This window comes from Streptomyces sp. SCUT-3, assembly GCF_014083985.1.
GTDB lineage: Bacteria > Actinomycetota > Actinomycetes > Streptomycetales > Streptomycetaceae > Streptomyces_H > Streptomyces_H thermolineatus.
This window is the reverse complement of record NZ_CP046907.1, coordinates 5059294-5080521: the sequence shown is the minus strand read 5'-3', so window position 1 is coordinate 5080521 and position 21228 is coordinate 5059294. Positions and strand designations below refer to the sequence as shown.

The 21228-nt window shown below is 74.8% G+C and carries 23 protein-coding genes and 1 pseudogene; 5 read left to right on the top strand and 19 right to left on the bottom strand.

Translation table 11 applies throughout. From position 1 onward, the window contains the following. Positions 1–63: 63 nt before the first annotated feature. From GQS52_RS22395 to GQS52_RS22350, 10 genes are all read right to left on the bottom strand, one after another. Entirely contained in the window at positions 64–492 is a 429-nt protein-coding gene (locus tag GQS52_RS22395) for a gas vesicle protein K (RefSeq protein ID WP_182315127.1), read from the bottom strand. A gap of 32 nt (positions 493–524) precedes the next feature. Further along, a complete protein-coding gene (locus GQS52_RS22390; RefSeq protein WP_182315126.1) occupies positions 525–740 on the bottom strand; it encodes a gas vesicle protein in 216 nt (71 codons plus the stop codon). Continuing rightward, entirely contained in the window at positions 737–1624 is an 888-nt protein-coding gene (locus GQS52_RS22385; protein ID WP_259370917.1) for a GvpL/GvpF family gas vesicle protein, read from the bottom strand. The genes GQS52_RS22390 and GQS52_RS22385 overlap by 4 nt, the downstream gene beginning before the upstream one ends. Then, positions 1621–2082, bottom strand: coding sequence for a gas vesicle protein (locus GQS52_RS22380; protein WP_182316650.1), 462 nt, complete (start codon positions 2080–2082; stop codon positions 1621–1623). The genes GQS52_RS22385 and GQS52_RS22380 overlap by 4 nt, the downstream gene beginning before the upstream one ends. 84 nt (positions 2083–2166) lie before the next feature. After that, positions 2167–3330, bottom strand: coding sequence for an SRPBCC family protein (locus GQS52_RS22375; protein ID WP_259370916.1), 1164 nt, complete (start codon positions 3328–3330; stop codon positions 2167–2169). Continuing rightward, positions 3323–4006: a hypothetical protein gene (locus GQS52_RS22370; protein WP_259370915.1), complete on the bottom strand. Its 684-nt coding sequence runs from the start codon at positions 4004–4006 to the stop codon at positions 3323–3325. Before GQS52_RS22370 ends, GQS52_RS22375 begins: the two co-directional genes overlap by 8 nt. Next, positions 4003–4260, bottom strand: coding sequence for a gas vesicle protein GvpG (locus tag GQS52_RS22365; RefSeq protein ID WP_182315125.1), 258 nt, complete (start codon positions 4258–4260; stop codon positions 4003–4005). Before GQS52_RS22365 ends, GQS52_RS22370 begins: the two co-directional genes overlap by 4 nt. Positions 4261–4282: 22 nt before the next feature. Then, positions 4283–4996 (bottom strand): GvpL/GvpF family gas vesicle protein, encoded by a 714-nt coding sequence (locus tag GQS52_RS22360; protein WP_182315124.1) that lies wholly within the window; start codon positions 4994–4996, stop codon positions 4283–4285. Between the two features lie 3 nt (positions 4997–4999). Beyond that, positions 5000–5431 carry a gas vesicle structural protein GvpA gene (locus GQS52_RS22355; RefSeq protein WP_182315123.1) on the bottom strand — a complete coding sequence of 144 codons (432 nt, stop codon included), beginning with the start codon at positions 5429–5431 and terminating at the stop codon, positions 5000–5002. Between the two features lie 38 nt (positions 5432–5469). Then, the gene (locus tag GQS52_RS22350) at positions 5470–5781 is read right to left on the bottom strand and encodes a gas vesicle protein (protein WP_182315122.1); all 312 of its coding nucleotides are present in this window, start codon (positions 5779–5781) and stop codon (positions 5470–5472) included. A gap of 280 nt (positions 5782–6061) precedes the next feature. On the opposite strand from GQS52_RS22350, the gene GQS52_RS22345 reads away from it, so the two are divergent. Continuing rightward, positions 6062–9121: an alpha-N-acetylglucosaminidase gene (locus GQS52_RS22345; protein ID WP_259370914.1), complete on the top strand. Its 3060-nt coding sequence runs from the start codon at positions 6062–6064 to the stop codon at positions 9119–9121. On the opposite strand, the gene GQS52_RS22340 is transcribed toward GQS52_RS22345, so the two are convergent. After that, positions 9118–10011: a hypothetical protein gene (locus GQS52_RS22340; RefSeq protein WP_182315120.1), complete on the bottom strand. Its 894-nt coding sequence runs from the start codon at positions 10009–10011 to the stop codon at positions 9118–9120. The genes GQS52_RS22345 and GQS52_RS22340 overlap by 4 nt on opposite strands. After that, positions 10011–11270: a glycosyltransferase family 4 protein gene (locus GQS52_RS22335; RefSeq protein ID WP_182315119.1), complete on the bottom strand. Its 1260-nt coding sequence runs from the start codon at positions 11268–11270 to the stop codon at positions 10011–10013. The genes GQS52_RS22340 and GQS52_RS22335 overlap by 1 nt, the downstream gene beginning before the upstream one ends. Before the next feature lie 506 nt (positions 11271–11776). Between GQS52_RS22335 and GQS52_RS22330 the strand changes: the two genes are divergently transcribed. Both GQS52_RS22330 and GQS52_RS22325 read left to right on the top strand, forming a co-directional pair. Then, positions 11777–12610 carry a hypothetical protein gene (locus GQS52_RS22330; protein ID WP_182316647.1) on the top strand — a complete coding sequence of 278 codons (834 nt, stop codon included), beginning with the start codon at positions 11777–11779 and terminating at the stop codon, positions 12608–12610. Positions 12611–12815: 205 nt separating this feature from the next. Beyond that, complete coding sequence (locus GQS52_RS22325) at positions 12816–13136, top strand: hypothetical protein (RefSeq protein WP_182315118.1); 321 nt, start codon at positions 12816–12818, stop codon at positions 13134–13136. Between the two features lie 42 nt (positions 13137–13178). On the opposite strand, the gene der is transcribed toward GQS52_RS22325, so the two are convergent. The 4 genes from der to GQS52_RS22305 form a co-directional block, all read right to left on the bottom strand. After that, the gene (gene der, locus GQS52_RS22320; protein ID WP_182315117.1) at positions 13179–14639 is read right to left on the bottom strand and encodes a ribosome biogenesis GTPase Der; all 1461 of its coding nucleotides are present in this window, start codon (positions 14637–14639) and stop codon (positions 13179–13181) included. 46 nt (positions 14640–14685) lie between these two features. Further along, a complete protein-coding gene (locus GQS52_RS22315) occupies positions 14686–15273 on the bottom strand; it encodes a lysophospholipid acyltransferase family protein (protein WP_182316646.1) in 588 nt (195 codons plus the stop codon). A 92-nt stretch (positions 15274–15365) separates the two neighbouring features. Then, complete coding sequence (cmk, locus tag GQS52_RS22310) at positions 15366–16052, bottom strand: (d)CMP kinase (protein WP_182315116.1); 687 nt, start codon at positions 16050–16052, stop codon at positions 15366–15368. Between the two features lie 155 nt (positions 16053–16207). Further along, positions 16208–17293, bottom strand: coding sequence for a prephenate dehydrogenase (locus GQS52_RS22305; RefSeq protein WP_182315115.1), 1086 nt, complete (start codon positions 17291–17293; stop codon positions 16208–16210). Positions 17294–17481: 188 nt separating this feature from the next. Between GQS52_RS22305 and GQS52_RS22300 the strand changes: the two genes are divergently transcribed. After that, on the top strand, positions 17482–17844 hold the full coding sequence (locus tag GQS52_RS22300; RefSeq protein ID WP_182315114.1) for a DUF952 domain-containing protein: 363 nt from the start codon (positions 17482–17484) through the stop codon (positions 17842–17844). 179 nt (positions 17845–18023) lie between these two features. Beyond that, positions 18024–18434 carry a Rieske (2Fe-2S) protein gene (locus tag GQS52_RS22295; RefSeq protein WP_182315113.1) on the top strand — a complete coding sequence of 137 codons (411 nt, stop codon included), beginning with the start codon at positions 18024–18026 and terminating at the stop codon, positions 18432–18434. A gap of 94 nt (positions 18435–18528) precedes the next feature. On the opposite strand, the gene GQS52_RS22290 is transcribed toward GQS52_RS22295, so the two are convergent. From GQS52_RS22290 to GQS52_RS22280, 3 genes and pseudogenes are all read right to left on the bottom strand, one after another. Next, positions 18529–19713 carry a pseudouridine synthase gene (locus GQS52_RS22290; RefSeq protein WP_182315112.1) on the bottom strand — a complete coding sequence of 395 codons (1185 nt, stop codon included), beginning with the start codon at positions 19711–19713 and terminating at the stop codon, positions 18529–18531. After that, positions 19713–20327 carry an SMC-Scp complex subunit ScpB gene (gene scpB, locus GQS52_RS22285; protein WP_259371177.1) on the bottom strand — a complete coding sequence of 205 codons (615 nt, stop codon included), beginning with the start codon at positions 20325–20327 and terminating at the stop codon, positions 19713–19715. The genes GQS52_RS22290 and scpB overlap by 1 nt, the downstream gene beginning before the upstream one ends. 68 nt (positions 20328–20395) lie before the next feature. Beyond that, positions 20396–21202, bottom strand: a pseudogene (locus GQS52_RS22280) (segregation/condensation protein A); the annotation flags it as partial. Between the last annotated feature and the right edge of the window lie 26 nt (positions 21203–21228).

Sequence of the window (21228 nt, the reverse complement as noted above, 5' to 3'; positions counted from 1 at the left end):
ACGGCCGGGCGGGCACGGGTCCGCGCCCGCCCGGCCGCCGCACCCGGCCGTCGCGCCCGCCCGTCAGGACTGCGGCAGCAGGCTCCCCAGCGGCCCGAGGTCGAGGTTGAGGTCCTCCATGGTGAGGCCGTAGCGCTCGACCAGTTCGGCCATCCGGTCCTGGAGCACCATCAGGGTCATCCCGATCCGCTCCTCCTGCTCCTCGGTCAGGTCTCCCTGGTCCACCCGGTGCAGGGCCGTCCGCTCCATCAGCTGGCGCAGCAGCTCGACGATGGTCAGCACCAGCTTGATCAGGTCGCGCTCCACCGTGTCGGGGTCGGTCCTGAGCCGGGTGGCCGCGGTGCTCTCCCTCCCGGGCCGGTCCTGCGGCCCTGCGGGCAGCAGGTCGAAGGCGCGGGCGGCGGCCCGGGCCACCTCCTCCAGGCGGGCCCCTTCCGGACGCCCGTCCGCTCGCTCGTCCGGACGCCCGTCCGGCCACTCGGACTCGGGCATGGTCTCGTTCCTCCTTCTCCCCGGACCGGCCCCTACCACGGGGCCGGGCTGTCCGGGCCGATCGAGTGGATGACGGCGCGCAGGTTGATCCGCACCAGGTCCACGTCGGCGACCGACAGGACCAGGTCACCGGTGAGCACCGCGCCCCCGGTGAGCAGCCGGTCCAGCAGGTCGATCAGCGCCACCTGGCGGCCGGCCGGCGCGGCGGTCTCCTCCTCGAAGCCCGCCAGGTCCACCCCGTTGCTCATCGCTCCCCCGACCCCGGGGCCCCGGCCACGGCGCCGCCGGCCGGACCCTCCCCGGCGGGGGCCGGTGCCGCGTCGGGCGGCGGGGTGGCGAAGGAGTACGGCGCCCACGGCCCCGTGACCTCCACGCGGACCCCGGGTGCCTCCCCGGCGGCCAGCACCCTGCGGCGGAACTCCTCCGCCTGCGCGACCGGCACCAGGTACGCGTCGTTGGCGATGTTCTGGCCCGGACCGGCGGCGAGCTCCCCCTGCTGGAGGCGGTGGCGGACCCGGTCCACGGCGATCAGTTCGGCCTCCGCCGCGACCGCCGCCGCGGCCTGCTCCGCACTGCGGTAGGCGTCCTCCCGGGAACGGCGCTGCATCCTGCGCTGCTGGAGGTAGGCGCGGCCGGGGCTCACGGCGGCCCGCGCCGCCGGGGCCCGCTCCCCCGCCCCGGACTGCTCGGAGGCCGCCGGGCGGTGCTGCGGGTCGGCGTAGACCTTGACCCCCAGCTCCAGGTGCCCCTCGAGCCGGCCCAGCAGCTCCCGGAACTCCTCCGCCCGCTCCCGCAGCATCTCCCGCACCCGCTCCTCGTCGAGGTAGACGGTCGCCAGGCGCAGCGGCAGGGCGAGGGTCCGCGCGGTGACCGCCTCGACGACGGCGTTGTGCGCGCGGGCCATGGACTCCAGCTGCTCCAGGTCCTCCAGTTGCCGCTTCAGCGCCTCCTCCCCGAAGAGGTGCGCGGGCACCCGCCCCGCCAGGGCCGTCAGCCCGCCCTCGGAGACGGTGCGGACCGGTGTGCCCAGCACCCCCGGGAGGGCGGCGACGGCCGCCTCGGCCTCCGGCACCTCGCGGGTGACGGCGTAGACGTAGACGGCCGTCTCCTCCTCGTTCCCCACCGGGGTCACCTCCGTTCCTCGCCCGTGCGGTCCGCGTCGGCACGGCTCTCGACGGCGGGGGCGCCCTCGGCGCGCTCCTCGACGACACGGCCCTCGACGGGGCCGCCCCCGACCGCCCGGCCCTCCGCCGAACGCAGCCTCTCCACCTCGGCCCGCAGACGCTCGTTCTCCTCCTCGAGCGAACGGTGCGCCCTGCCCCGCTCCATGCTGTACCCGTCCTCCCTGGCCCGGGAGGACAGCGAGGGGTCGTGCTCCCACCAGTCGATGCCCATCTCCTTGGCCTTGTCGACGGAGGCGACCAGCAGGCGCAGCTTGATGGTCAGCAGTTCGATGTCGAGCAGGTTGATCTGGATGTCGCCGGCGATGACGACGCCCTTGTCCAGCACCCTCTCGAGGATGTCGGCGAGGTTCGCCGACGACCCCTGCTGCCCGTAGGCGGACACCGCCCGGTTGGGCGTGGGGCCCATGCGGGAGGCGATCGGTTCGGTCACGCTGTTCGGCCTCGCTTCCGGGGTCGTTCGGTCTTCCGGGATCGTTCCGGGTCCGGGGTGTCAGCGGCGGGCGGCCGGCCTGCTGCGGGGACGGTCCTCGTCCTCCTCGGGCTCTTCCTCGTCCTCGTACTCGTCCTCGGGCTCCTCGTCGTACTCGGGCTCCTCCTCGTCGTCCTCGTACCGGTCCTCCTCGCCCTCCTCCTCTTCGGGCTCCTCCTCCTCGTCCTCGTACTCGTCCTCGGGCTCCTCGTCGCCCTCCTCGGGCTCTTCCTCGCCCTCCTCGTACTCGTCCTCGGGCTCTTCCTCCTCCCCGCGCTCCTCCTCGCCCTCCTCGGGCTCCTCGCCCTCTTCCCCGGCCTCGGCCTCCTCGGCCTCCTCGGCCTCCTCGGCCTCGCGGACCTCCTGGTCGTCGCGCACGACCTCGCCCTCGCGGATCTCACCGCGCCAGCCGTCGGTGGCCTCGCCGCGCATCATGATGAACTTGCGGTAGAGCTTGAGGTCGAGACGGGTCCGGCGGCCCTGGGCGCGCCAGATGTTGCCGGTCTTCTCGAACAGGCCCTGCGGGAAGTACTCCAGGACCAGCAGCACGCGGGTGAGGTTCTCCCCGAGCGGGTGGAACGTCACCACGCCCTTGACCGTGCCCTTGGGCCCGTCGGTGGTCCACTTGATCCGCTCGTCCGGCACCTGCTCGGTGACGGTGGCCTTCCAGGTGCGGGTCGACTTGGCGACCTTCACCGCCCAGTTGCTGGAGACGTCGTCGGTCCGGTCGACGCTGACGACGCCCTTGGCCCAGGTGCTGAACTCCTGGAACTGCGTCCACTGGTCGTAGGCCACGCGCACGGGCACGCCGACGTCGATGTTCTCGATGATCGTGACGCTCTTGGACTTGCCGCCGCCGCCCTTGCCCTTGCCCTTGCCGAAGAGGCCCTTGACCTTCTCCTTGACGCTCTCCTTCACGTGCGAGGCGCCGACGGACATCGCCGCCCTCGCGGGGGACTTGCCCTCCGCCAGCGCCTGCCCGCCCTTGGCCAGGCTCCCCAGCAGTCCCTGTCCGGAGTTCTGGCCGGGTTCGGCGAGTCTGGAGACCCCCTCGCCGAGTTTGTGGCCCAGATCGGTGACAGCCTGCTGGGCCCTGGCCCGGAGGTAGTCCTGCAGTTCCTGCTTGAGCCGGTCGGCGGCCGGGTTGTCGGCGATCCGGCCCATGAAGCCGTTGGTGTCACTCACTGCGCTTCCCCCTTCCGGAGGCGGCCGAGCCGGCCTTCTTCCGGGACGCGGCCGCGGTCTTGCGGGGAGAGGCGGCAGCCTTCTTCGCGGTGCCCGCCGTCCTGGTGCCCGCCGTCTTGGCGGCGCCCCCCGTCTTGGCGGCGCCCGCCGTCTTGCGGGAGGCGGAGGCGGTACGGCGCCGGGGCTTCTCCCGCGCCTCCTTCTCCTCCTTCTCCTCCTCGGGCTCCTCGGCCTCCCCTTCCTCCTCGGCCCGGGACTCCTCGCCCTCCGGCTCCTCCTCGCCCTCCGGCTCCTCACGGGCCTCGGGCTCCTCGGGCTCCTCCTCGGCCGACTCCTCCTTGCGGCCGCCCCCGCCCTTCCCGAGTCCGACGGTGCGCTCGTGGAGGGTGTCGGCGAGGCTGCTGGCCCTCTTGGTCAGTGCCGTCGCCGCGGCGGACTTGGTGGCTTCCAGCAGCTCCTTGCGGGCCTGGTCGCTGAGTCCGCCCAGGGCCTGCGAACCGGACAGCATCCTGCCCAACTGCGCGGGGTCCAGGCTGAGCTTCTTGCCGGCCAGGAACATCCCCAGTCCGGCGGCGAGCTTGGCCTTCTTCGTCCGCCCGAGCAGGTAGCCACCCACCAGGGCTGCGCCTATCTTCGCGTTGTCCATCATCTCGCCCTGTCTTTCCGTGTCGTTCACGAGCGCGCCTGCAGGGACTGCTGGTACGCCTCGAGCTCCTCGAGGCGGTCCAGCAGTTCGTCCTCGCGACGGTCGAACTCCTCCTCGTCGATCTCTCCGTCGAGAAGCGCCTGTTCCAGCTCCGCCAGTTCCTTCCGGACGGGGGCCGGGTCGTAGTACTGGCGTTCCGCGGTGAGGACCACCTGGTCCAGCACCCAGCCGACTCCCTTCACGGGGGCGAAGGGGAGGGTCAGGATCTGCGTGATCAGGCCCATGGCGGTCCTCCTGCCGTGCGGCTCAGACGAAGCTGTAGGGGGGCAGCGGGCCGTGCAGCCGGAACCCGTACCCCTGGCCGTACTTCTCCGCCAGCGCCTCTTCCGCGTCGGTGAACTCCTTGGCGCGGCCGCGCTCGACGAGGAAGGAGGTGTTGAAGAAGTGCTCCTTCGTCGGCTGGCCGGGTTCCCGGCGGACCGCGAAGGGTTCCAGCGCCGCGGCGATCTCGCCGGCGCGGGCCTGCCCGCGCTCCTCGACCTCCCGCGCGACCAGCTCGCCGAGGGCGATGCGGTCGTCCTGGGTGCCCTCGCCGGAGCGGGTGAGGTCGTTGAGGCGGCGGACCTCCTCCGAGCCGAGGACCACCTCGCGCAGCAGGTCGTCCTCGTCCTGGGAGACCTTCAGGTTGTACTCGACGCAGCCGTCGAGTTCGGCCAGGCGCTCGGTGTACTCCTCCGAGCGCTCCCGGAGGACCTCGGCGACCTGGTCGTCGTCGGGCCCGACCAGGCCGAAGCGCATCGGCAGGACGGCGCCGTCGCTCATCAGCCGCTCCAGGACCGCCTGGTGGGCGGCCAGGTCTCTTCTCTTGGCCCTCAGTTCGGCCGGGGCGTCGCTCACCACGGCGGCGACCCGTCCTTCCTTCACCGCCCGGAGGGGGGCCTCCGCCTCACCCACGCCCTTGAGGTCGTCCAGCCGCAGCGGGTGGTCGGCGGCTGTGATGGCGTACACGTAGACGGACACTGCCTACTCCTCCCGCTTCCGCGCCGTGCGGCGGCTGCTGCTGGTCGAGCGCTCGCGGCGCTCGGGCTCCTCCTCGCGCTCGCCCCCGCCCTGGAGGGAGTCGGTGAACGCCTCGACCGCGCCGGTCAGGGCGCCTTTGGACTTGCCCTTGGCGCCCTTCTCCACCGTGTCGCCGACGATGTCGGTCAGCTGGGTGGGGGCCTTGCGCCCGGACTCCAGGTCGAGGCGGTTGCATGCTTCGGCGAAGCGCAGGTAGGTGTCGACGCTGGCCACGACCACGCGTACGTCGATCTTGAGGATCTCGATGCCCACCAGGGACACCCGCACGAAGGCGTCGATGACGAGCCCCCGGTCCAGGATGAGTTCGAGGATGTCGTAGAGGTTGCCCGATCCGGACCCGCCGGAGGCGGCGCCGGTCTGCGGCATGACAGTCACGGTGTGGTTCTCCCTTCACTGGTTTCCGGGAGGGCCGGCTACCGCCGACGGTCGTCCCGGTCGATCTGGCCGCGGGCGTAGCGGCGCAGCCGCTCGTAGCCCAGGAGCATCCCCCGGGCGTCGAGGGTGACCCGGTAGCTGGCCATGACGCTCATGGTGTCCGGGATCCGCTCGACCTCGACGATCTCCACGTCCGCCACCCAGCCGTCGTCGGTGGGCTTGAGGGCGGAGACCGATTCGGGGGCCGAACCGAGGAGTTCGGCGAGCTGCTGTGCCGCGTTGCGCATCGCGACCGGGGCGGGCACGCGCCCGTCGCCGTCCTCGCTGCTGTTCCGCTCGCTGGTAGCCATATCCCTTCCGTACCAAGGGTCGGGGTCTGTCGGGAGTTGTCTCCTCGACGTCTCAGCGCTTACCCGGGCACCCACCGCACATGCCCGGCAGTTCGCATCGCTGTACGAGTCACTGACCGTCAACACCCGTTCACCGAAGGTGTTCAGGGTGTGCGGAGCGCGTCGCCGCGCCGGGCCCGCCGCCGGTCGCCCGGACGGCCCGCGGTGTCCTCTGCCGAAGGGCCGCCCCGCCGTTCTACGCTCGGAGGCCGTCGCCGAGCAGCCGGGAGCAGCCATGCGCATGGCCCGCCGTTCGTTCCTCTCCGCCCTGGGCATCGCCGCGGTCCCCGGGGCCGCCGGCGGGGCACCGCCCGCCGTGCGTCCGTCGGCCCCGCGGACGGGCGGCCCGGCCGCCGACGCGCTGGCCCGGCTGTTGCCGCGCCACCACCGGCAGGTGGAGTTCCGGGCCCTGCCGGGCGGCGACGGCGCCGACGCCTTCCGCGTCGGCGGCCGTACCGGCCTGATCACCGTCGAGGGGACCACCCCGGCCGTCCAGCTCGCCGGCTTCCACCACTACCTGCGGCACACCGCGCACGCCCACGTCTCCTGGGCGGGCGAGCAGACGGACCTGCCCGCCCGCCTCCCGGCCCCCGCGGCGCCGTACGCGCGCACCGCGAACGTCCCGCACCGCTTCGCCCTCAACGACACCGGCGAGGGCTACACGGCCCCGTACGCCGACTGGGCGTGGTGGGAGCGCACCATCGACGTGCTGGCCCTGCACGGCGTCAACGAGGTACTCGTGTGCCTGGGCTCGGACACCGTCCACCGGCGCGTCTTCGAGGAGTTCGGCCACACCGCGCAGGAGCTGCGGGAATGGGTCCCCGGGCCGGCGCACCAGCCGTGGTGGCTGCTGCAGAACCTGTCCGGCTTCGGGGGCCCGGTCTCGCAGCAGCTGCTGGACGCCCGCGCCGCGCTGGCCCGCCGCGTGGTGGACCGGCTGCGCGAGCTGGGCATGTCCCCCGTCCTGCCGGGCTGGTCCGGCGCCGTGCCGGACGGCTTCGCCGACCGCAACCCGGGCGCGGTCGTGATCCCCCAGGGACGGTGGCTGGGCTTCGACCGCCCCGACTGGCTGGACCCGCGCACCGGGCTCTTCGCCCGCGTGGCCGCCGCCTTCTACCGCGTCCAGGGCGAGCTGCTGGGCGAGGCGGCGCTGTACCGGACGGACCTGCTGCACGAGGGCGGCAGGCCCGGCGGCGTCCCCGTCGGGGAGGCGGCCCGCGCCGTGCAGGAGGCCCTGCTCACGGCCCGCCCCGACGCGGTGTGGGCGGTCCTGGGCTGGCAGTCCAACCCCGCCCGGGAACTGCTCGACGCGGTCGACCGCGACCGGATGCTCGTGCTCGACGGGCTGTCCGACCGCCGCCCGGCGGTGGTGGACCGGGAGACGGACTGGGCGGGCACCCCGTACGCCTTCGGCAGCATCTGGAACTTCGGCGGCCACACCACCCTCGGCGCCAACACCCCGGACTGGGCCCGGCTCTACCACGCCTGGCTGGCCAAGGAGGGCAGCGCCCTGCGGGGCATCGCCCTGATGCCCGAGGCCTCCCACAACAACCCGGCGGCCCTCGCCCTGTTCACCGACCTGCCCTGGTCCGAGGCCGCGCCGGACCTCGCGTCGTGGTTCTCCGGCTGGTCCGTGCAGCGCTACGGCGCGCCGGACCCGCACGCGGCCGCGGCCTGGGACGTGCTGCGCCGGACCGCCTACGGGACCACCCGCGAGGACGGCTGGAGCGAGGCCCACGAGGGGCTGTACGGCGCCCGCCCGGCCCTGACCGCCGCCTCGGCCGCCGCCTGGTCGCCCCGGGCGCCGCGGTACGACGTGCGCGAGTTCGACCGCGCCCTGACCGGGCTGCTCGCGGTCGCCCCGAAGCTGCGCCGGAGCAGCGCCTACCGCTGCGACCTGCTGGACGTCGCCCGCCAGGCGCTGTCCAACCGCAGCCGCGTCCTGCTGCCGGCCCTGCGGGCGGCGCACGCGGCCGGCGACCGGGAGCGCTTCGACCGGCTGGCGCGGGTGTGGATGCGGCACATGGAGCTGCTGGAGGCGCTGGTGGCCACGGACGGGCGCCATCTGCTGGGCCGGTGGGCCGCCGACGCGCGCCGCTGGGGCGCGGACCGGGCCGAGGCGGACCGGCTGGAGTACGACGCGGTGTCCCTGCTGACCGTCTGGGGGCCGCGCCGGGCCGCCGACGAGGGGCGGCTGCACGACTACGCCAACCGCGAGTGGTCCGGCCTGGTCGGCGGCCTGTACGCGCTGCGCTGGCGCACCCTGTTCGAGGAGTTGTCCGCCGCGCTCGCCGAGGACCGCGGCCCGGCGCCGGTCGACTGGTTCGCACTGGAGGACGCCTGGGCCCGCCGCCGCCACGACCTGCCGGCGGAGCCGGCCGGGGACACCTGGCGGGCCGCCGTCCGCGTCCGGGAGGAACTGGCCCGCGACACCTGCCAGACCTCCCTGACGGCGTCCGTGGACGGGCGCGTCCTGGGGCCGGACCGCCCGGTCGTGCTCACCGCCCGGTTCGAGGACCTCAACGGGTTCACCCCCGCCCGGGACGTCTCGTTCTCCCTGGCCCCGCCCCGGGGCGTCACCGCCGAACCGCTGCCCGCCGGCCCCGGCCGGGCGTCGTGGCGGCTGACGGCCGCCGGCCCGGCCGCGTCGCCGGCCCCCCTGCTGGTGCCCGTCGCCCGCTGCACGGTGGGCGGCGCGCCCGGCTCGGTGACCGCGGCCGTGCGGGTGATGACCGCGGGCGGGGTGGGCGCCCCCCACCGGACGGTCAGCTCCAACGGGGCGGTCTTCGCCCAGGTGGGTGACCGGTTCGCCGTGGAGGGCGGCGGCCGCGACATGTGGGGCGCCACCGAGGAGTTCGGCGCGGTCGTCCACCCCGGCGGGCTGCCCGGGCGGGCCCGGGCGACGGTCCGGGTGCTGCACCAGGACCCCACCGGGGCGTGGGCCCGGGCCGGCCTCGTCGTCCGCGACGACCTGGCCGCCCCGGGCTCGCCGGGCTTTTTGAGCCTCGCCCTCACCCCGGCGAACGGCGTCGTGCTGTCCTGGGACTCGGACGGGGACGGCCGGCTGGACTCCCGGCGGCTGCTGGCGGGCTACGCCGCCCCCGTCCACCTGCGGCTGACCCGCGACGGGCGGCGCTGCACCGGCGAGTGCAGCGCCGACGGCAGGGTGTGGGAGACCGTCGCCGCCGTCACCCTTCCCGCCGCGGCGCCCGTCCAGGACGTGGGGATCTTCATGAGCGCGGTCGGCGGCGGCTCGGGCGCCCGGGGCGTCGCCGGGTTCTCCGGCTTCTCCGTCACTTAAGGTGCCGGAAGGTCCGACACCGTGACGGACAGGTCGTTGTCGGCCGTGTAGTACGGCTGGACGCGGACCCGCCCGCGCGGGGTGTCCAGGGAGTCCGCCGGATAGGTGAAGATTTTCTTCCGGTCCGGCACGTCGTCCAGGAGGCGACCGACGCGCACCGCCCCGGCTCCGGGGGCGGGGAGCAGCCACAGGTCCCAGGTGTCGTGCGTGCCGGACCGGGCCGCGGCCAGTTCCCGGTGGGGGACCGTGAAGGTGAAGCGGTCCTCCTCCCCCGCCCCCGCCCTGCGGGCCGGGGCCTGGCGGACCTGCCGGGGGTCCTGCCGGCAGCGGGCCTCCACGACGGCGTCGTCGGACAGCCGCGCGCCCAGCAGCCGGGCCTGCACGGCGGTCCCCGCGCCGGTGACCAGCAGCTCCTCCACCTCGGCGTGGGCCGGGCGCAGCCAGGCGCGGACCGACAGGTTCGCGTGCTTGGTCGCGTAGGGGATGCGCACCGCGACCGGGCTCACCCCCGGGTCCCGCTCCTGGTCGACCAGGGCGCGCAGGTCGTTCAGGCCGGGGGCCAGCCGCAGCCGTCCGGCGCCGGGGGCGGGCAGCGCGTAGGCGTCCCAGCGGCCCTCGGCCAGCCGGACGGCGGCCGGCAGGACCGCGCGCAGCACGTCGCCGTCCCCGGGGGCGGCCGGCTCCAGCGGGACGCGCACCTCCTGCTCGTCGCCGCGCCTGCGCAGCAGTAACCGCGCGCCGGCGGCGGCGCCCGGCAGGACGACGCGGACGGCCAGGTCGCCGGAGCGGTCGACGGTGCAGTCGGCCCGCGGGCCGCGTGCGGCCCGGTCCCCCCGGCCGTCGGCGGGGGCGGCCGGTGCCGGGCGTCCGGTGCTCTGCTCGGTGGCCATCAGGCGATGCTCCTCTTCACGCGACGTGCGGTGTCGGTGACCGTGTAGGCGCCGCTGAGCAGCCGTCCCCGGGTCTCCCGGCCCAGGGAGCGCAGGACGCCGCCGGCCCCGCGGTGGCCGCGCACCAGGTCGTCGAACAGGTCCTCGTAGCGCGCCGCGATCTCGCCCGGGTCGAACCGGGCCGAGCTGCTCAGCGCGGCCCGGCCCATGCGGCGGCGCAGGACGTCGTCGTTGATCAGTTCCAGCAGCGCCGACGCCATGGCGTCGGCGTCGCCGGGCGGGACGAGGCGGCCGTCGACCCCGTCCCGGATGATCTCCCGCGGTCCGTGCGGGCAGGCCGTGCTGACCACGGGCAGGCCGCAGCGCATGGCCTCCACGATCGTCATGCCGAACGACTCCAGGCTGGAGGTGACCGCGGCGATCGAGCCCTTGACCCACTCCGCCTCCAGCGGGGCGGCCGGCCCCATCAGGTAGACGTGGTTGTACAGCCCGGACCGGTCGATGAGGGAGCGCAGCCTCTCCTTCTGCTCGCCCCCGCCGTAGATCCGCAGCTTCCAGTCGGGGCGCTCGCGCACGACCTTCCCGAAGGCCGTGACCAGCATGTCGTAGCGCTTGACCGGCGCCAGGCGGCCGGCGGCGACGACGTACCTGCCGGTGCCGTCGCCCGGTGCGATCCCCGGCTCGGGGACGCCGTTGGGCACGGCCTCGATCCGCACGCCGGGCAGGCGCATCCTGCGCCGGTACGCCTCGGCGTCGGCCTCGGTGACGGTGGTGAGCGCGTCCATCCTCGGGTAGAGGCTGCGCAGCCGCAGGTTCAGCATCGGCGGGTGGACGTCCAGGGTCAGGTGCTCCTGCGCCACCCGCACGACCCGGCTCGGGCACTGCAGGGCGATGTGCACGTTGAGTCCGGGCCGGGTGCCGACGACCACGTCCGAGTCCAGGGACTTCAGGAAGCGCCCGATCCGCTCGTCGGTCAGGGCGCTGTACTGCGGGTAGCGGTTGTCGTCGACCGGGAAGACCCTGGACGGCCGCCGGTGGGCGGGGTCGTCGCCCTCGTACCCGGGTGTGCCCTTGCGCATGTCGACCAGGTGCCGCAGGCGCACCCCGGGGCCGAGGTCGAACACCGGGGTGTCCCGGTGCCGGAAGACCGACACGATCTCGACGTCGTGGTGCTCCGCGAGCGTCCGGGCGAGCGTGAACGTCGTACGGATCGTCCCGCCGATCCCGTAGCCGTTGTGAATCAGGAATGAGATATGCATCCTGCCCCGTTTTTCCTTGGGATCCGGTACCTGACGCGGGCCCTCGGGTCCGCCTTGCACCGGGTGGGACCGGCGGCGAACGGTCCGGGTTGGGCCGGGTTGGCCTGTTGTCACAGGCTTGTTCCAGAGGTGTTGGGAAATCGGAAGCGAACTTCGGGCAACCTTTCGACGACGCCGGGGGTCACACCTGTCCGGGGCCACTGTCCACCGTGCGTGCCGTCGAACGGCTCCGCCACTCGGCGACAGCGGACATTTCACCGTATTGCCGGGCAGACCGCAGGTCGACCGGGCTCCGTTCCACCTGCCCGGGAAGTCGCTTCCTGAACGGAAAAGAACGATCTCCGGCCGTACGGGAACACGGCACTGCGGGTTTCGGCTTCTTCCGGACCGTTCCCCGGCGGGTCGGCGCGGGAGGCGTGACCCGGGGCCCGGGTACCCCGTTTGAACGGGCGAACCGGGACCGCCCGGCGGACGCAGTGAACCAAGGAGACCCTCCCGTGCCCCTCATGCTCGACGTCAGCGACGAGGTACGCGCCGAGATCGGTGACGAGGAGGCCGACCGCCTCCTGAACGGCGTCGGCGCGCCCGGCGGATACGACTGCACGTCGTGCCGCACCCCCGGCGACACCGGCCTGATGCCCACCAGCACCGTGCTGTTCGTCGGGCAGGAGACCGCAGTCCTCGCCTTCGCGCACGCCACGTGCGTCCCCTCGCAGGTGGTGCCGGTCTCGGAGGAGCAGCTGCGGGGGGCGGTGCAGAACGCCGCCGGGCCCGGCGCGCCCGGGCCCGGCGCGGCACCGGCCGGCGTCCCCGCGCAGGAGCCCCGGTACGCCGCCCCCGCCGGGGCCCCGGGCCCCGCCCGGAACCAGGCCGTGCTGTCGGTCACCTGCGGACTGGTGCTGTGCGCCGACGTCCCCGAACCGGCCCTGGTGGTGGAGCCGACCACCCCGGTCAGCCGGCCCGGCGGCGACGGCACCCGCGGCGACGAGTTCCTGCAACTCCTCCTGGAGGAGGGCTTCGGGCAGGTCACCGATGTCAACCGGCCGCCCGCGCGGCTGTCGTCGTGGTCGGTGCTCATGGCGATGGGACAGCTGCACGCCATCCTGCGCCCCGGCCCGAACGGCTCCGCGCCGGTCGCCTGGTGGCAGGCGCACCAGCCCCTGCAGGTCACCGCCGACTGGCGTGCCGCGGTCAACCGCCACAACCGGGTGCACCTGTACGCCGCCCCGGTCGGCGCGGTGGGCAGCCAGCCCCGCGAGGACCTGATGCGCGAGGCGCTCGACCGGGCCGCCGCGCACGGCCTGCTGCTCGGTGCCGTGGTGCCGCTGGCGGGTACCTGACCGCCCGGCGCCCGCCCGGCCGGCCCCTCCTCCGCCCGGCCGGGGCGAACGCGCCCGGAGCAGCCGCCCTGCGGTCGCTCCGGGCGCTCCGCCGTGCCCGGGGCCGCCCGCGCCGCACGGCGCGGATGCCGCGATCGGGCCGAATGTCCCGGTCAATCCCCCGCCGACCCGCATCCCGCGGCCGGAAGCGCTCGTTGGACCGGGCGTGCACTCCTTCGACCTGCCCTCCCGCTCCCCGTATCCGCGCCGGATCCCGGCCATGCGGCCGTCCCGCGAGCCGCCCGGCGCGTCGGGCACGCCCATCTACGACGCGCTGTACTCCGAGTACCAGCGGCTGTTCAGGACGCTCCCCGGCGACCGCAGCGGCGAGGAGGAGCTGCGGTTCGACGGCTTCCGGGGCGACCCGGCCGAGCGGCCGGCCCCGCCGCCCGCGGGGCGGCACCGCGGCGGACTGCCCGCGCTGCCGCCCGGCGGGCGGCCGCTGCCGAACCAGGCGCCCCCCGAGGACCGCCCCCGCGGCCTGTAGCGGCCCCGGGCGCCCGCGGCCCCCGGGCGGGGGACCGGCGCGCTACTTGCGGCGGCGCTTCTCGCGCACCCGCACCGACACCTGGATCGGCGTGCCCTCGAAGCCGAACTCCTCGCGCAGCCGCCGCTCGATGAAGCGGCGGTAGCCCGCCTCGAGGAAGCCCGAGGCGAAGAGCACGAACCGCGGGGGACGCGTACCGGCCTGCGTGCCGAAGAGGATGCGGGGCTGCTTGCCGCCCCTGATCGGGTGCGGGTGGGCCGCGACCAGCTCGCCGAGGAAGGAGTTCAGCCGCCCGGTGGGCACCCGGGTCTCCCAGCCGGCCAGCGCCGTCTCGATGGCCGGCACCAGCTTCTCCACGTGCCGCCCGGTCATCGCCGAGACATTGACCCGCGGGGCCCACTGGACCTGCACCAGGTCCTGCTCGATCTCGCGCTCGAGGTAGAAGCGGCGCTCCTCGTCGAGCTGGTCCCACTTGTTGTAGGCGATCACCACGGCCCGGCCGGCGTCGACGGCCATGCTGATGATCCGGGTGTCCTGCACGCTGATGCTCTCGCTCGCGTCGATCAGCACGACGGCGACCTCGGCCTTCTCCACGGCCGCGGCGGTGCGCAGGGAGGCGTAGTAGTCGGCCCCCTCCTGGAGGTGGACGCGACGGCGGATGCCCGCGGTGTCCACGAACTTCCAGGTCTTGCCGCCGAGTTCGATCAGCTCGTCGACCGGGTCCCGGGTGGTGCCGGCCAGCGGGTCGACGACCACCCGGTCCTCGCCCGCGACCTTGTTCAGCAGGCTCGACTTGCCCACGTTGGGGCGGCCGATCAGCGCGATCCGGCGCGGCCCGCCGGTGCCCTGCCCGAAGGTCTGGGCCGGCGCCTCGGGCAGCGCGTCGAGGACCGCGTCCAGCAGGTCGCCGGTGCCGCGGCCGTGCAGGGCGGAGACCGGGTGGGGCTCGCCCAGGCCCAGGTTCCACAGGGCGGCGGCGTCCGCCTCGCCGGACGGCCCGTCGACCTTGTTGGCGCACAGCACCACGGGCTTGCCGGAGCGGCGCAGCAGCTTGACGACGGCCTCGTCGGTGTCGGTGGCGCCGACGGTGGCGTCGACCACGAGGACGACCGCGTCGGCGGCGTCGATGGCGAACTCGGCCTGGGCGGCGACCGCCGCGTCGATGCCGAGCACGTCCTGCTCCCAGCCGCCGGTGTCGACGAGCTTGAAGCGGCGGCCGTTCCAGTCGGCCTCGTAGGTCACCCGGTCCCGGGTGACGCCGGGACGGTCCTCGACGACGGCCTCGCGGCGGCCCAGGATGCGGTTGACCAGGGTCGACTTGCCCACGTTGGGACGGCCGACCACGGCGAGCACCGGCAGCGGGCCGTGGCCCGCCGCCGACAGTTCGCCCTCGATCTCCTCGGGGGCGAAGCCCTCCTGCTCCGCGAGCTCCATGAACTCCGCGTACTCGGCGGCGTCACCGAACTCCCCGGCGCCGTCGCCGAACTCGATCTCGTTGCTCATGAAGTCTTCCTCGTCCATGCGTTCGGTGGGCCGTGGGGCCCGGTCGTCAGGTGCGTCCGGTGACGCGCCTGGAGTGGTCCAGGTGGGCGGTCAGCCGCTCCTGGATGCGCACGGTCGCGGCGTCCAGCGCCGTGCGGGTGCGGCGTCCGCTGCCGTCCCCGGCCTCGAAGGGGTCCCCGAAGACCACGTCGACGCGGGTCCTCAGCGGGGGCAGGCCGCGGACCAGCCGCCCCTCCCCCGTGGTGCCCAGCACCGCGACCGGCACGACCGGCGCGCCGCTGCGGAGCGCGAAGTAGGCCAGCCCCGCGCGCAGGCTGGCGAAGTCGCCCTGCCCCCTGGTCCCCTCGGGGAAGATCCCCAGCACGCCGCCGCGCTCCAGCACGCCGAGCGCGCCGGTGACCGCGGCGCGGTCGGTGCTCCCCCGGTCCACCGCGATCTGGCCGATGCCGCGCAGGAACGGGTCCAGCGGGCCGGTGAAGGCCTCCTTCTTGACCAGGAAGTGCACCGGCCGCGGGGAGGTGCCGATGATCATCGGCCCGTCGACGACGTGGGAGTGGTTGACCGCCAGTATGACCGGTCCGGAGGCCGGGACCTTCCAGGCGCCCAGCACGCGGGGACGCCACAGGCCGTTCATCAGGCCGATGCCGATCCCCCGGCCGACCGCCGCGCCGCGTGCGCCCGGCACGCCGGCCGGCGCCGGGGCGGAGGCCGAGGTGGAGACCGCGGTCACCGCACCGCCTGCTTCTGCCCGGCCTTCTCCTCGACCAGGGTTATGACGCACTCCACGACCTGCTCCAGGGTCAGCTCCGTGGTGTCGACCTCCACGGCGTCGTCGGCCTTGGCCATAGGCGAGGTCTTGCGGCCGGAGTCGGCGGCGTCCCGCTTGACCAGGGCCTCGCGGGTGGCCTCCAGGCTCACCGCCTCCTTGCCCCTGAGCTCCCCGCTGCGCCGCGCGGCACGGGCCTCGGGGGAGGCGGTGAGGAAGATCTTCACGGTGGCGTCCGGCAGGACGGTGGTGCCGATGTCGCGGCCCTCCACGACGATGCCGCCCTCGGCAGCCGCCGCGCGCTGCAGCTCGACCATGCGGGCGCGCACCTCGGGCACCGCGCTGACCGCGCTGACCGCGGAGGTCACCTGCCGGGTGCGGATCGGGCCGGAGACGTCCGTGCCGTCCACGGTGATGGTCGGCGCGGACGGGTCGGTGCCCGAGACGATCCCGGGCTTGCGCGCCGCGTCGGCCACGGCCTCCGCGTCGTCGACGTCGATGCCGTTGTCCAGCATCCACCAGGTGATCGCCCGGTACTGGGCGCCGGTGTCCAGGTAGCGCAGGCCGAGCTTGGCCGCCACCGCCCTGGACGTGCTGGACTTGCCCGTGCCGGAGGGGCCGTCGATCGCGACGACAACAGTTTCCACAGTGAATGGCCTTCCTCGTCTTCAGGGCACGGCGGATGGAGGCGACACGCCGCCTCGCCCCTAGATTACTGGTAACCGGCCCGCCCCCCGAAACGCCGGCCGCCCCGGCCCCCGGGCCCGCCCGGCGGCCCCGGGGGGCCGCCGCCGAGCACCGTCTACTGCCGGATCGACCAGCCGCGTTCGCGCAGCGCCGCGCTGAGCACGGGCACCGAGGCCGGGGCGACCGACAGCTGCACCAGGCCGGCCTGCTGGCCCGTGGCGTGCTCGATCGCGACGTCCTCGACGTTGACACCCGCCCGGCCCGCGTCGGCGAAGAGCCGGCCCAGCTCCCCGGGGTGGTCCCCGATGAGCACGGCGACGGTCTCGTAGGCGGCCGGAGCGGCGCCGTGCTTGCCCGGGATGCGGGCCTGCCCGGCCCTGCCCCGGCTCAGCACGGCCTCGATGCCGGCCGCGCCGCCGGTGCGCTTGTCCTCGTCGGCGGACTGCAGGGCGCGCAGCGCGGCCACCGTCTCGTCGAGGTCGGCGGCCACCGCGGACAGCACGTCCGCGACCGGCCCGGGGTTGGCGGAGAGGATGTCGACCCACATGCCCGGCTCGGAGGCCGCGATCCGGGTCACGTCCCGGATGCCCTGGCCGCACAGCCGCACCGCGCTCTCCTCAGCCTCCCGCAGCCTGGCGGCCGCCAGGCTGGCGAGCAGCTGCGGGGTGTGCGAGACCAGGGCGACGGCCCGGTCGTGGGCGTCGGCGTCCATGACCACCGGCACCGCCCGGCACAGGGAGACCAGTTCCAGGGCGAGGTTGAGGGTGTCGGTGCCCGTCTCCGGGGTCGGGGTCAGGACCCACGGGCGGCCCTCGAACAGGTCGGCCGTGGCGGCCAGCGGGCCGGAGCGCTCGCGGCCGGCCATCGGGTGGGTGCCGATGTAGGTGGACAGGTCGCAGCCGAGGTCCTGCAGGTCGCGCCGCGGTCCCCCCTTGACGCTGCCCACGTCGAGGTAGCTGCGGGCCGTCCCGGCGCGCTGCGCGTCGGCCACCGTGGCGGCGATGTGGGCGGGCGGCACGGCGACCACGGCCAGGTCGACCTGCTCGGGCGGGGCCTGGTCGGTGCCGGCGCCCAGCGCGGCGGCGGTGTGCGCCGCGGAGGGGTCGTGGTCCCGGAGGTAGACGGTAACCCCGCGCCCGGCGAGGGCCAGGGCCGCGGAGGTCCCGATCAGTCCGGTGCCGATGACGACGGCGGTGCGCATGTGCTGTGCCTGCCTCTCTGGCGTTTCCGGTGGTGGTCCGCCGCCCGGGTGCGGCGTGCGGCCGTCGCGCGACGTCCGTGCGCGGCGCGGTCGGCGCCCGTGTCCAAGCCTAGCCAGCACCGCCCCGGCGGCGCCGCAGGCGACCGGCGGGCGAGACGGCGGGCGTCCGATTCGGTAGAACGTTGTCCATGATCTTCCATGTGGTACCGCTCGACGACTGGCTGGTCGGGCCGGACCGTCCCTACGCCCCGCGCTCCCTCGCCGAGGAGGGGTTCGTGCACTGCTCCCCCGACGAGGAGAGCGCACTGGCCGTCGCCGACGCCTTCTACCGCGACGCCGTCGGCCCGCTGATGGTGCTGCTCATCGACGAGGACGCCCTGGACGCCCGGGTCCGCTGGGAGCCGCCCACGGGCGGCCCGCCCCCGGGCGTGCCCGAGGGGACCCTCTTCCCGCACGTGTACGGGCGGATCAACCGCACGGCGGTCGCCGGGATGCTGGAGGTGGAGCGGGAGGCCGACGGGCACGCGGTGGCACTGTCCCTGTGGAGCTGAGCGGCCCCGGCCGGGCCGGTCCTTCCGGAACCGGCCGTCGCGGCTTCCTGCCGGGGTCTTCATACGGGGCGCGCCGGGGGCGAGGATGCTCCTGCCCCGCGGCGCACCGGCCCCCGGCCGCACGCCCGCGGAGCGGAAGCAGTGCGTCGACGCACGGAACGGGCCGGCTTGGAGGTCACATGGAGAACGCACCGGGACGACGGACGGTGGTGGCGGCTGCAGCGGTGGGGGCCGCGGCGCTGGCCGCGGGGTGCAGCGGGTACGGCGGCGGACCGGCCGAGGCGGCGCAGGGCGGGGCGGACGGCGAGGAGATCGCCAGGACCTCCGACGTCCCGCTGGGCGGCGGCACGGTGCTCCCCGGGAGAAAGATCGTGATCACCCAGCCGGAGCAGGACCGCTTCAGGGCGTTCTCGGCGATCTGCACCCACCAGGGCTGCCTGGTCTCCCAGGTGGCCGACGGCCACATCGAATGCGGCTGCCACGGCAGCCGGTTCGCCATCGAGGACGGCGCCCCGGCCGGCGGGCCGGCCACCCGCCCGCTGGCCGAGGAGAGGATCGTCGTGCGGGGCGACTCCATCCGGCAGGCCTGACCGCGGCGCGGGGAGGGGGAGGGACGGGAGCCGTCCCTCCCCCTCCCCGCTCCCCGCGCGGCTGCCGAAGGCCGGGTCTGCCGCGGGCCGGGTCCTACAGGCCGACCTCGCGCATCAGCATGCCGACCTCGGTGTTGGTCAGGCGGCGCAGCCAGCCGGACTTCTGGTCGCCCAGCGCGATGGGCCCGAAGTGGGTGCGCACCAGCTTCTCCACGGGGAAGCCCGCCTCGGCGAGCATGCGCCGCACGATGTGCTTGCGCCCCTCGTGCAGGCTCACCTCGACCAGGTAGTTCTTCCCGGTGTTCTGGACGACCCTGAAGTTGTCGGCGCGCGCGTAGCCGTCCTCCAGCGGGATGCCGTCCTTGAGCCGCTTGCCCAGGTCCTTGGGGAGGGGGCCGACGATGGCGGCCAGGTAGGTCTTGGTCACGCCGTACTTGGGGTGGGTGAGGCGGTGGGCCAGCTCTCCGTGGTTGGTGAGCAGGATGATGCCCTCGGTCTCGGTGTCGAGGCGGCCGACGTGGAACAGCCGCGTCTCGCGGTTGGTCACGTAGTCGCCCAGGCACTGACGTCCGTCCGGGTCCTCCATGGTGGAGACGACCCCGGCCGGCTTGTTGAGCGCGAAGAACAGGTAGCTCTGGGTGGCGACGGTCAGGCCGTCGACCTTGATCTCGTCCTTCTCCGGGTCGACCCGCAGGCCCTGCTCCAGGACGATCTGCCCGTTGACCTCCACCCGGCCGGCGTCGATCAGCTCCTCGCACGCCCGCCGGCTGCCCATGCCGGCCCGCGCCAGCACCTTCTGCAGGCGCTCGCCCTCCACCTCGCCGAAGGTCTTGGGGAGCTTGACCTGCGGCTTGTCGTGCCGCGCGCGGTTGCGCTCCTCCACCTGGGCCTCGTACTCGCGGGAGCGGGCCGGGGCCGGCCGGCGGCCGCGCTGCGGACCGCCCCCGCCGCCCGCGCGCCCGCCGCCCGCGCCTCCGCCGCCGGGGCGCCCGCCTCCGCCGCCGGGACGTCCGCCGGTGCCGCCGGGACGTCCGCCGGTGCCGCCGGGGCGTCCGCCGCCGGTGCCGCGTCCGCCCGCGCCCGCTCCCCCGGTGCCGGGGCGGCCGCCCTTGCGGCCCTCGCCCTGCCTGCCCTCCCCCGATCCGGTGCCCGAGGAGCCACCGACGTCGTAGCGGCGCTCCTCGGGGCGGGGTCGGCCCGCGCGCCTGCTCTGGTCGTCGCGCTGATTGCCGGCGCCCCGGTAGTTCCGGTTGCCGCTGTTCCTGCCGCTGCTTCGCATCAAGGTTCCGTAGTCGAGTGGGTGGTGTCTTCTTCGTCCGGGTCGAACGACGGAACCCCCTCCCCGGACTCCGCCTCCACGGCGTCCGCCTCCGGTAGGAAGGGCGCCAGTTCGGGAAGCTCGTCGAGGCCCCGCAGGCCCATCCGCTCCAGGAAGTAGTCCGTCGTCCCGTACAGGATCGCACCTGTGGCGGCCTCCGTCCCAGCCTCCCGGACCAGACCCCTGTGCAGGAGGGTGCGCATGACGCCGTCGCAGTTGACCCCGCGCACCGCGGAGACCCGCGAGCGGCTGACCGGCTGGCGGTAGGCGACCACCGCGAGGGTCTCCAGTGCGGCCTGTGTCAGGCGGGCCTGCCGCCCGTCCAGGACGAACCGCTCCACGGCGGGCGAGTAGGCGGCGCGGGTGTAGAAGCGCCACCCCCCGGCCACCTTGCGCAGGTCGAACCCGCGGCCCGCGGCCGTGTACTCCTCGGCCAGTTCGTGCAGGGCCAGGACGACCTCGCGGCGGGGGCGCTGCAGCACCTGCGCCAGCCGCTCCTCCGCGGCCGGCTCGTCGGCGACCGTCAGCACCGCCTCCAGTGCGGGTTTGAGGTCGAGTCCGGCCGTGGAGAGCAGGCCGGCCGGGGGCGGCGCCGGTGCTTCCTCCTGCGCGGTGGTGTCCGGCAGGTCCGGGCCCGGTTCTCTCACGTCCTCGTCTCCGTCGTGCTCGCGTCCGGCCGCTCTTCCCGGTCGAACTCGTCGGTCACCGCCGGGCGGCCGGTCCCGTCCCCGGTCCAGCGCACCAGCAACTCCCCCAGCGCCTCCGGCTGGTCCAGCGCCACCGCCCTCTCCCGGTACAGCTCCAGCACGGCCAGGAAGCGGGCCACGACCGTGAGGGTGTCGCCGCGGGCGTCCTCGGTGAGCGCCGCGAACGTCGCCTCGCCCAGCTCCCGCAGGCGGCCGGCCACGACCTCCGCCTGCTCGCGCACGCTGACCAGCGGGGCGTGGATGTGGTCGACGTACACCTGCGGCCGGGGCCTGGGCCGCAGGACCCGGGCCGCGAGCTCGGCGAACCCCTCGGGGCCGATGCCGAGCACGACCTCGGGCAGGAGGGCGGCGTGGTGCGGTTCCAGGCCGACGGTGCGCGGACGGCGCAGTTCCTCCTGTTCCCAGCGGTCGGCGAGGATCCGCGCGACGCGCTTGTAGGCGCGGTACTGCAGGAGCCGGGCGAAGAGCAGGTCCCGCGCCTCCAGCAGGGCCAGGTCCTCCTCGTTCTCGACCTCGGCGACGGGGAGCAGCCGTGCGGCCTTGAGGTCGAGCAGGGTGGCCGCGACGACGAGGAACTCCGTGGTCCGGTCGAGGTCCCAGTCCGGGCCCGTGGCCCGGATGTGCGCCATGAAGTCGTCGGTGACCCGGGACAGGGCGACCTCGGTGACGTCCATCTTGTGCCGGGCGATCAGGTGGAGCAGCAGGTCGAAGGGGCCCTCGAAGTTCTCCAGGCGCACCCGGAAGCCGTGCTCCCCCCGCCCGTCGCGGC

What these genes read in the sequence shown, in the direction of transcription:
- GQS52_RS22345 (WP_259370914.1), top strand. Translation starts at nt 6,062, where the DNA reads ATGGCCCGCCGTTCGTTCCTCTCCGCCCTGGGCATCGCCGCGGTCCCC.
- GQS52_RS22330 (WP_182316647.1), top strand. Translation starts at nt 11,777, where the DNA reads ATGCTCGACGTCAGCGACGAGGTACGCGCCGAGATCGGTGACGAGGAG.
- GQS52_RS22390 (WP_182315126.1), bottom strand. Translation starts at nt 740, where the DNA reads ATGAGCAACGGGGTGGACCTGGCGGGCTTCGAGGAGGAGACCGCCGCG.
- der (WP_182315117.1), bottom strand. Translation starts at nt 14,639, where the DNA reads ATGAGCAACGAGATCGAGTTCGGCGACGGCGCCGGGGAGTTCGGTGAC.
- GQS52_RS22395 (WP_182315127.1), bottom strand. Translation starts at nt 492, where the DNA reads ATGCCCGAGTCCGAGTGGCCGGACGGGCGTCCGGACGAGCGAGCGGAC.
- GQS52_RS22350 (WP_182315122.1), bottom strand. Translation starts at nt 5,781, where the DNA reads ATGGCTACCAGCGAGCGGAACAGCAGCGAGGACGGCGACGGGCGCGTG.
- GQS52_RS22380 (WP_182316650.1), bottom strand. Translation starts at nt 2,082, where the DNA reads ATGGGCCCCACGCCCAACCGGGCGGTGTCCGCCTACGGGCAGCAGGGG.
- GQS52_RS22290 (WP_182315112.1), bottom strand. Translation starts at nt 19,713, where the DNA reads ATGCGAAGCAGCGGCAGGAACAGCGGCAACCGGAACTACCGGGGCGCC.
- GQS52_RS22295 (WP_182315113.1), top strand. Translation starts at nt 18,024, where the DNA reads ATGGAGAACGCACCGGGACGACGGACGGTGGTGGCGGCTGCAGCGGTG.
- GQS52_RS22365 (WP_182315125.1), bottom strand. Translation starts at nt 4,260, where the DNA reads ATGGGCCTGATCACGCAGATCCTGACCCTCCCCTTCGCCCCCGTGAAG.
- GQS52_RS22300 (WP_182315114.1), top strand. Translation starts at nt 17,482, where the DNA reads ATGATCTTCCATGTGGTACCGCTCGACGACTGGCTGGTCGGGCCGGAC.
- GQS52_RS22340 (WP_182315120.1), bottom strand. Translation starts at nt 10,011, where the DNA reads ATGGCCACCGAGCAGAGCACCGGACGCCCGGCACCGGCCGCCCCCGCC.
- GQS52_RS22335 (WP_182315119.1), bottom strand. Translation starts at nt 11,270, where the DNA reads ATGCATATCTCATTCCTGATTCACAACGGCTACGGGATCGGCGGGACG.
- GQS52_RS22305 (WP_182315115.1), bottom strand. Translation starts at nt 17,293, where the DNA reads ATGCGCACCGCCGTCGTCATCGGCACCGGACTGATCGGGACCTCCGCG.
- GQS52_RS22315 (WP_182316646.1), bottom strand. Translation starts at nt 15,273, where the DNA reads ATGAACGGCCTGTGGCGTCCCCGCGTGCTGGGCGCCTGGAAGGTCCCG.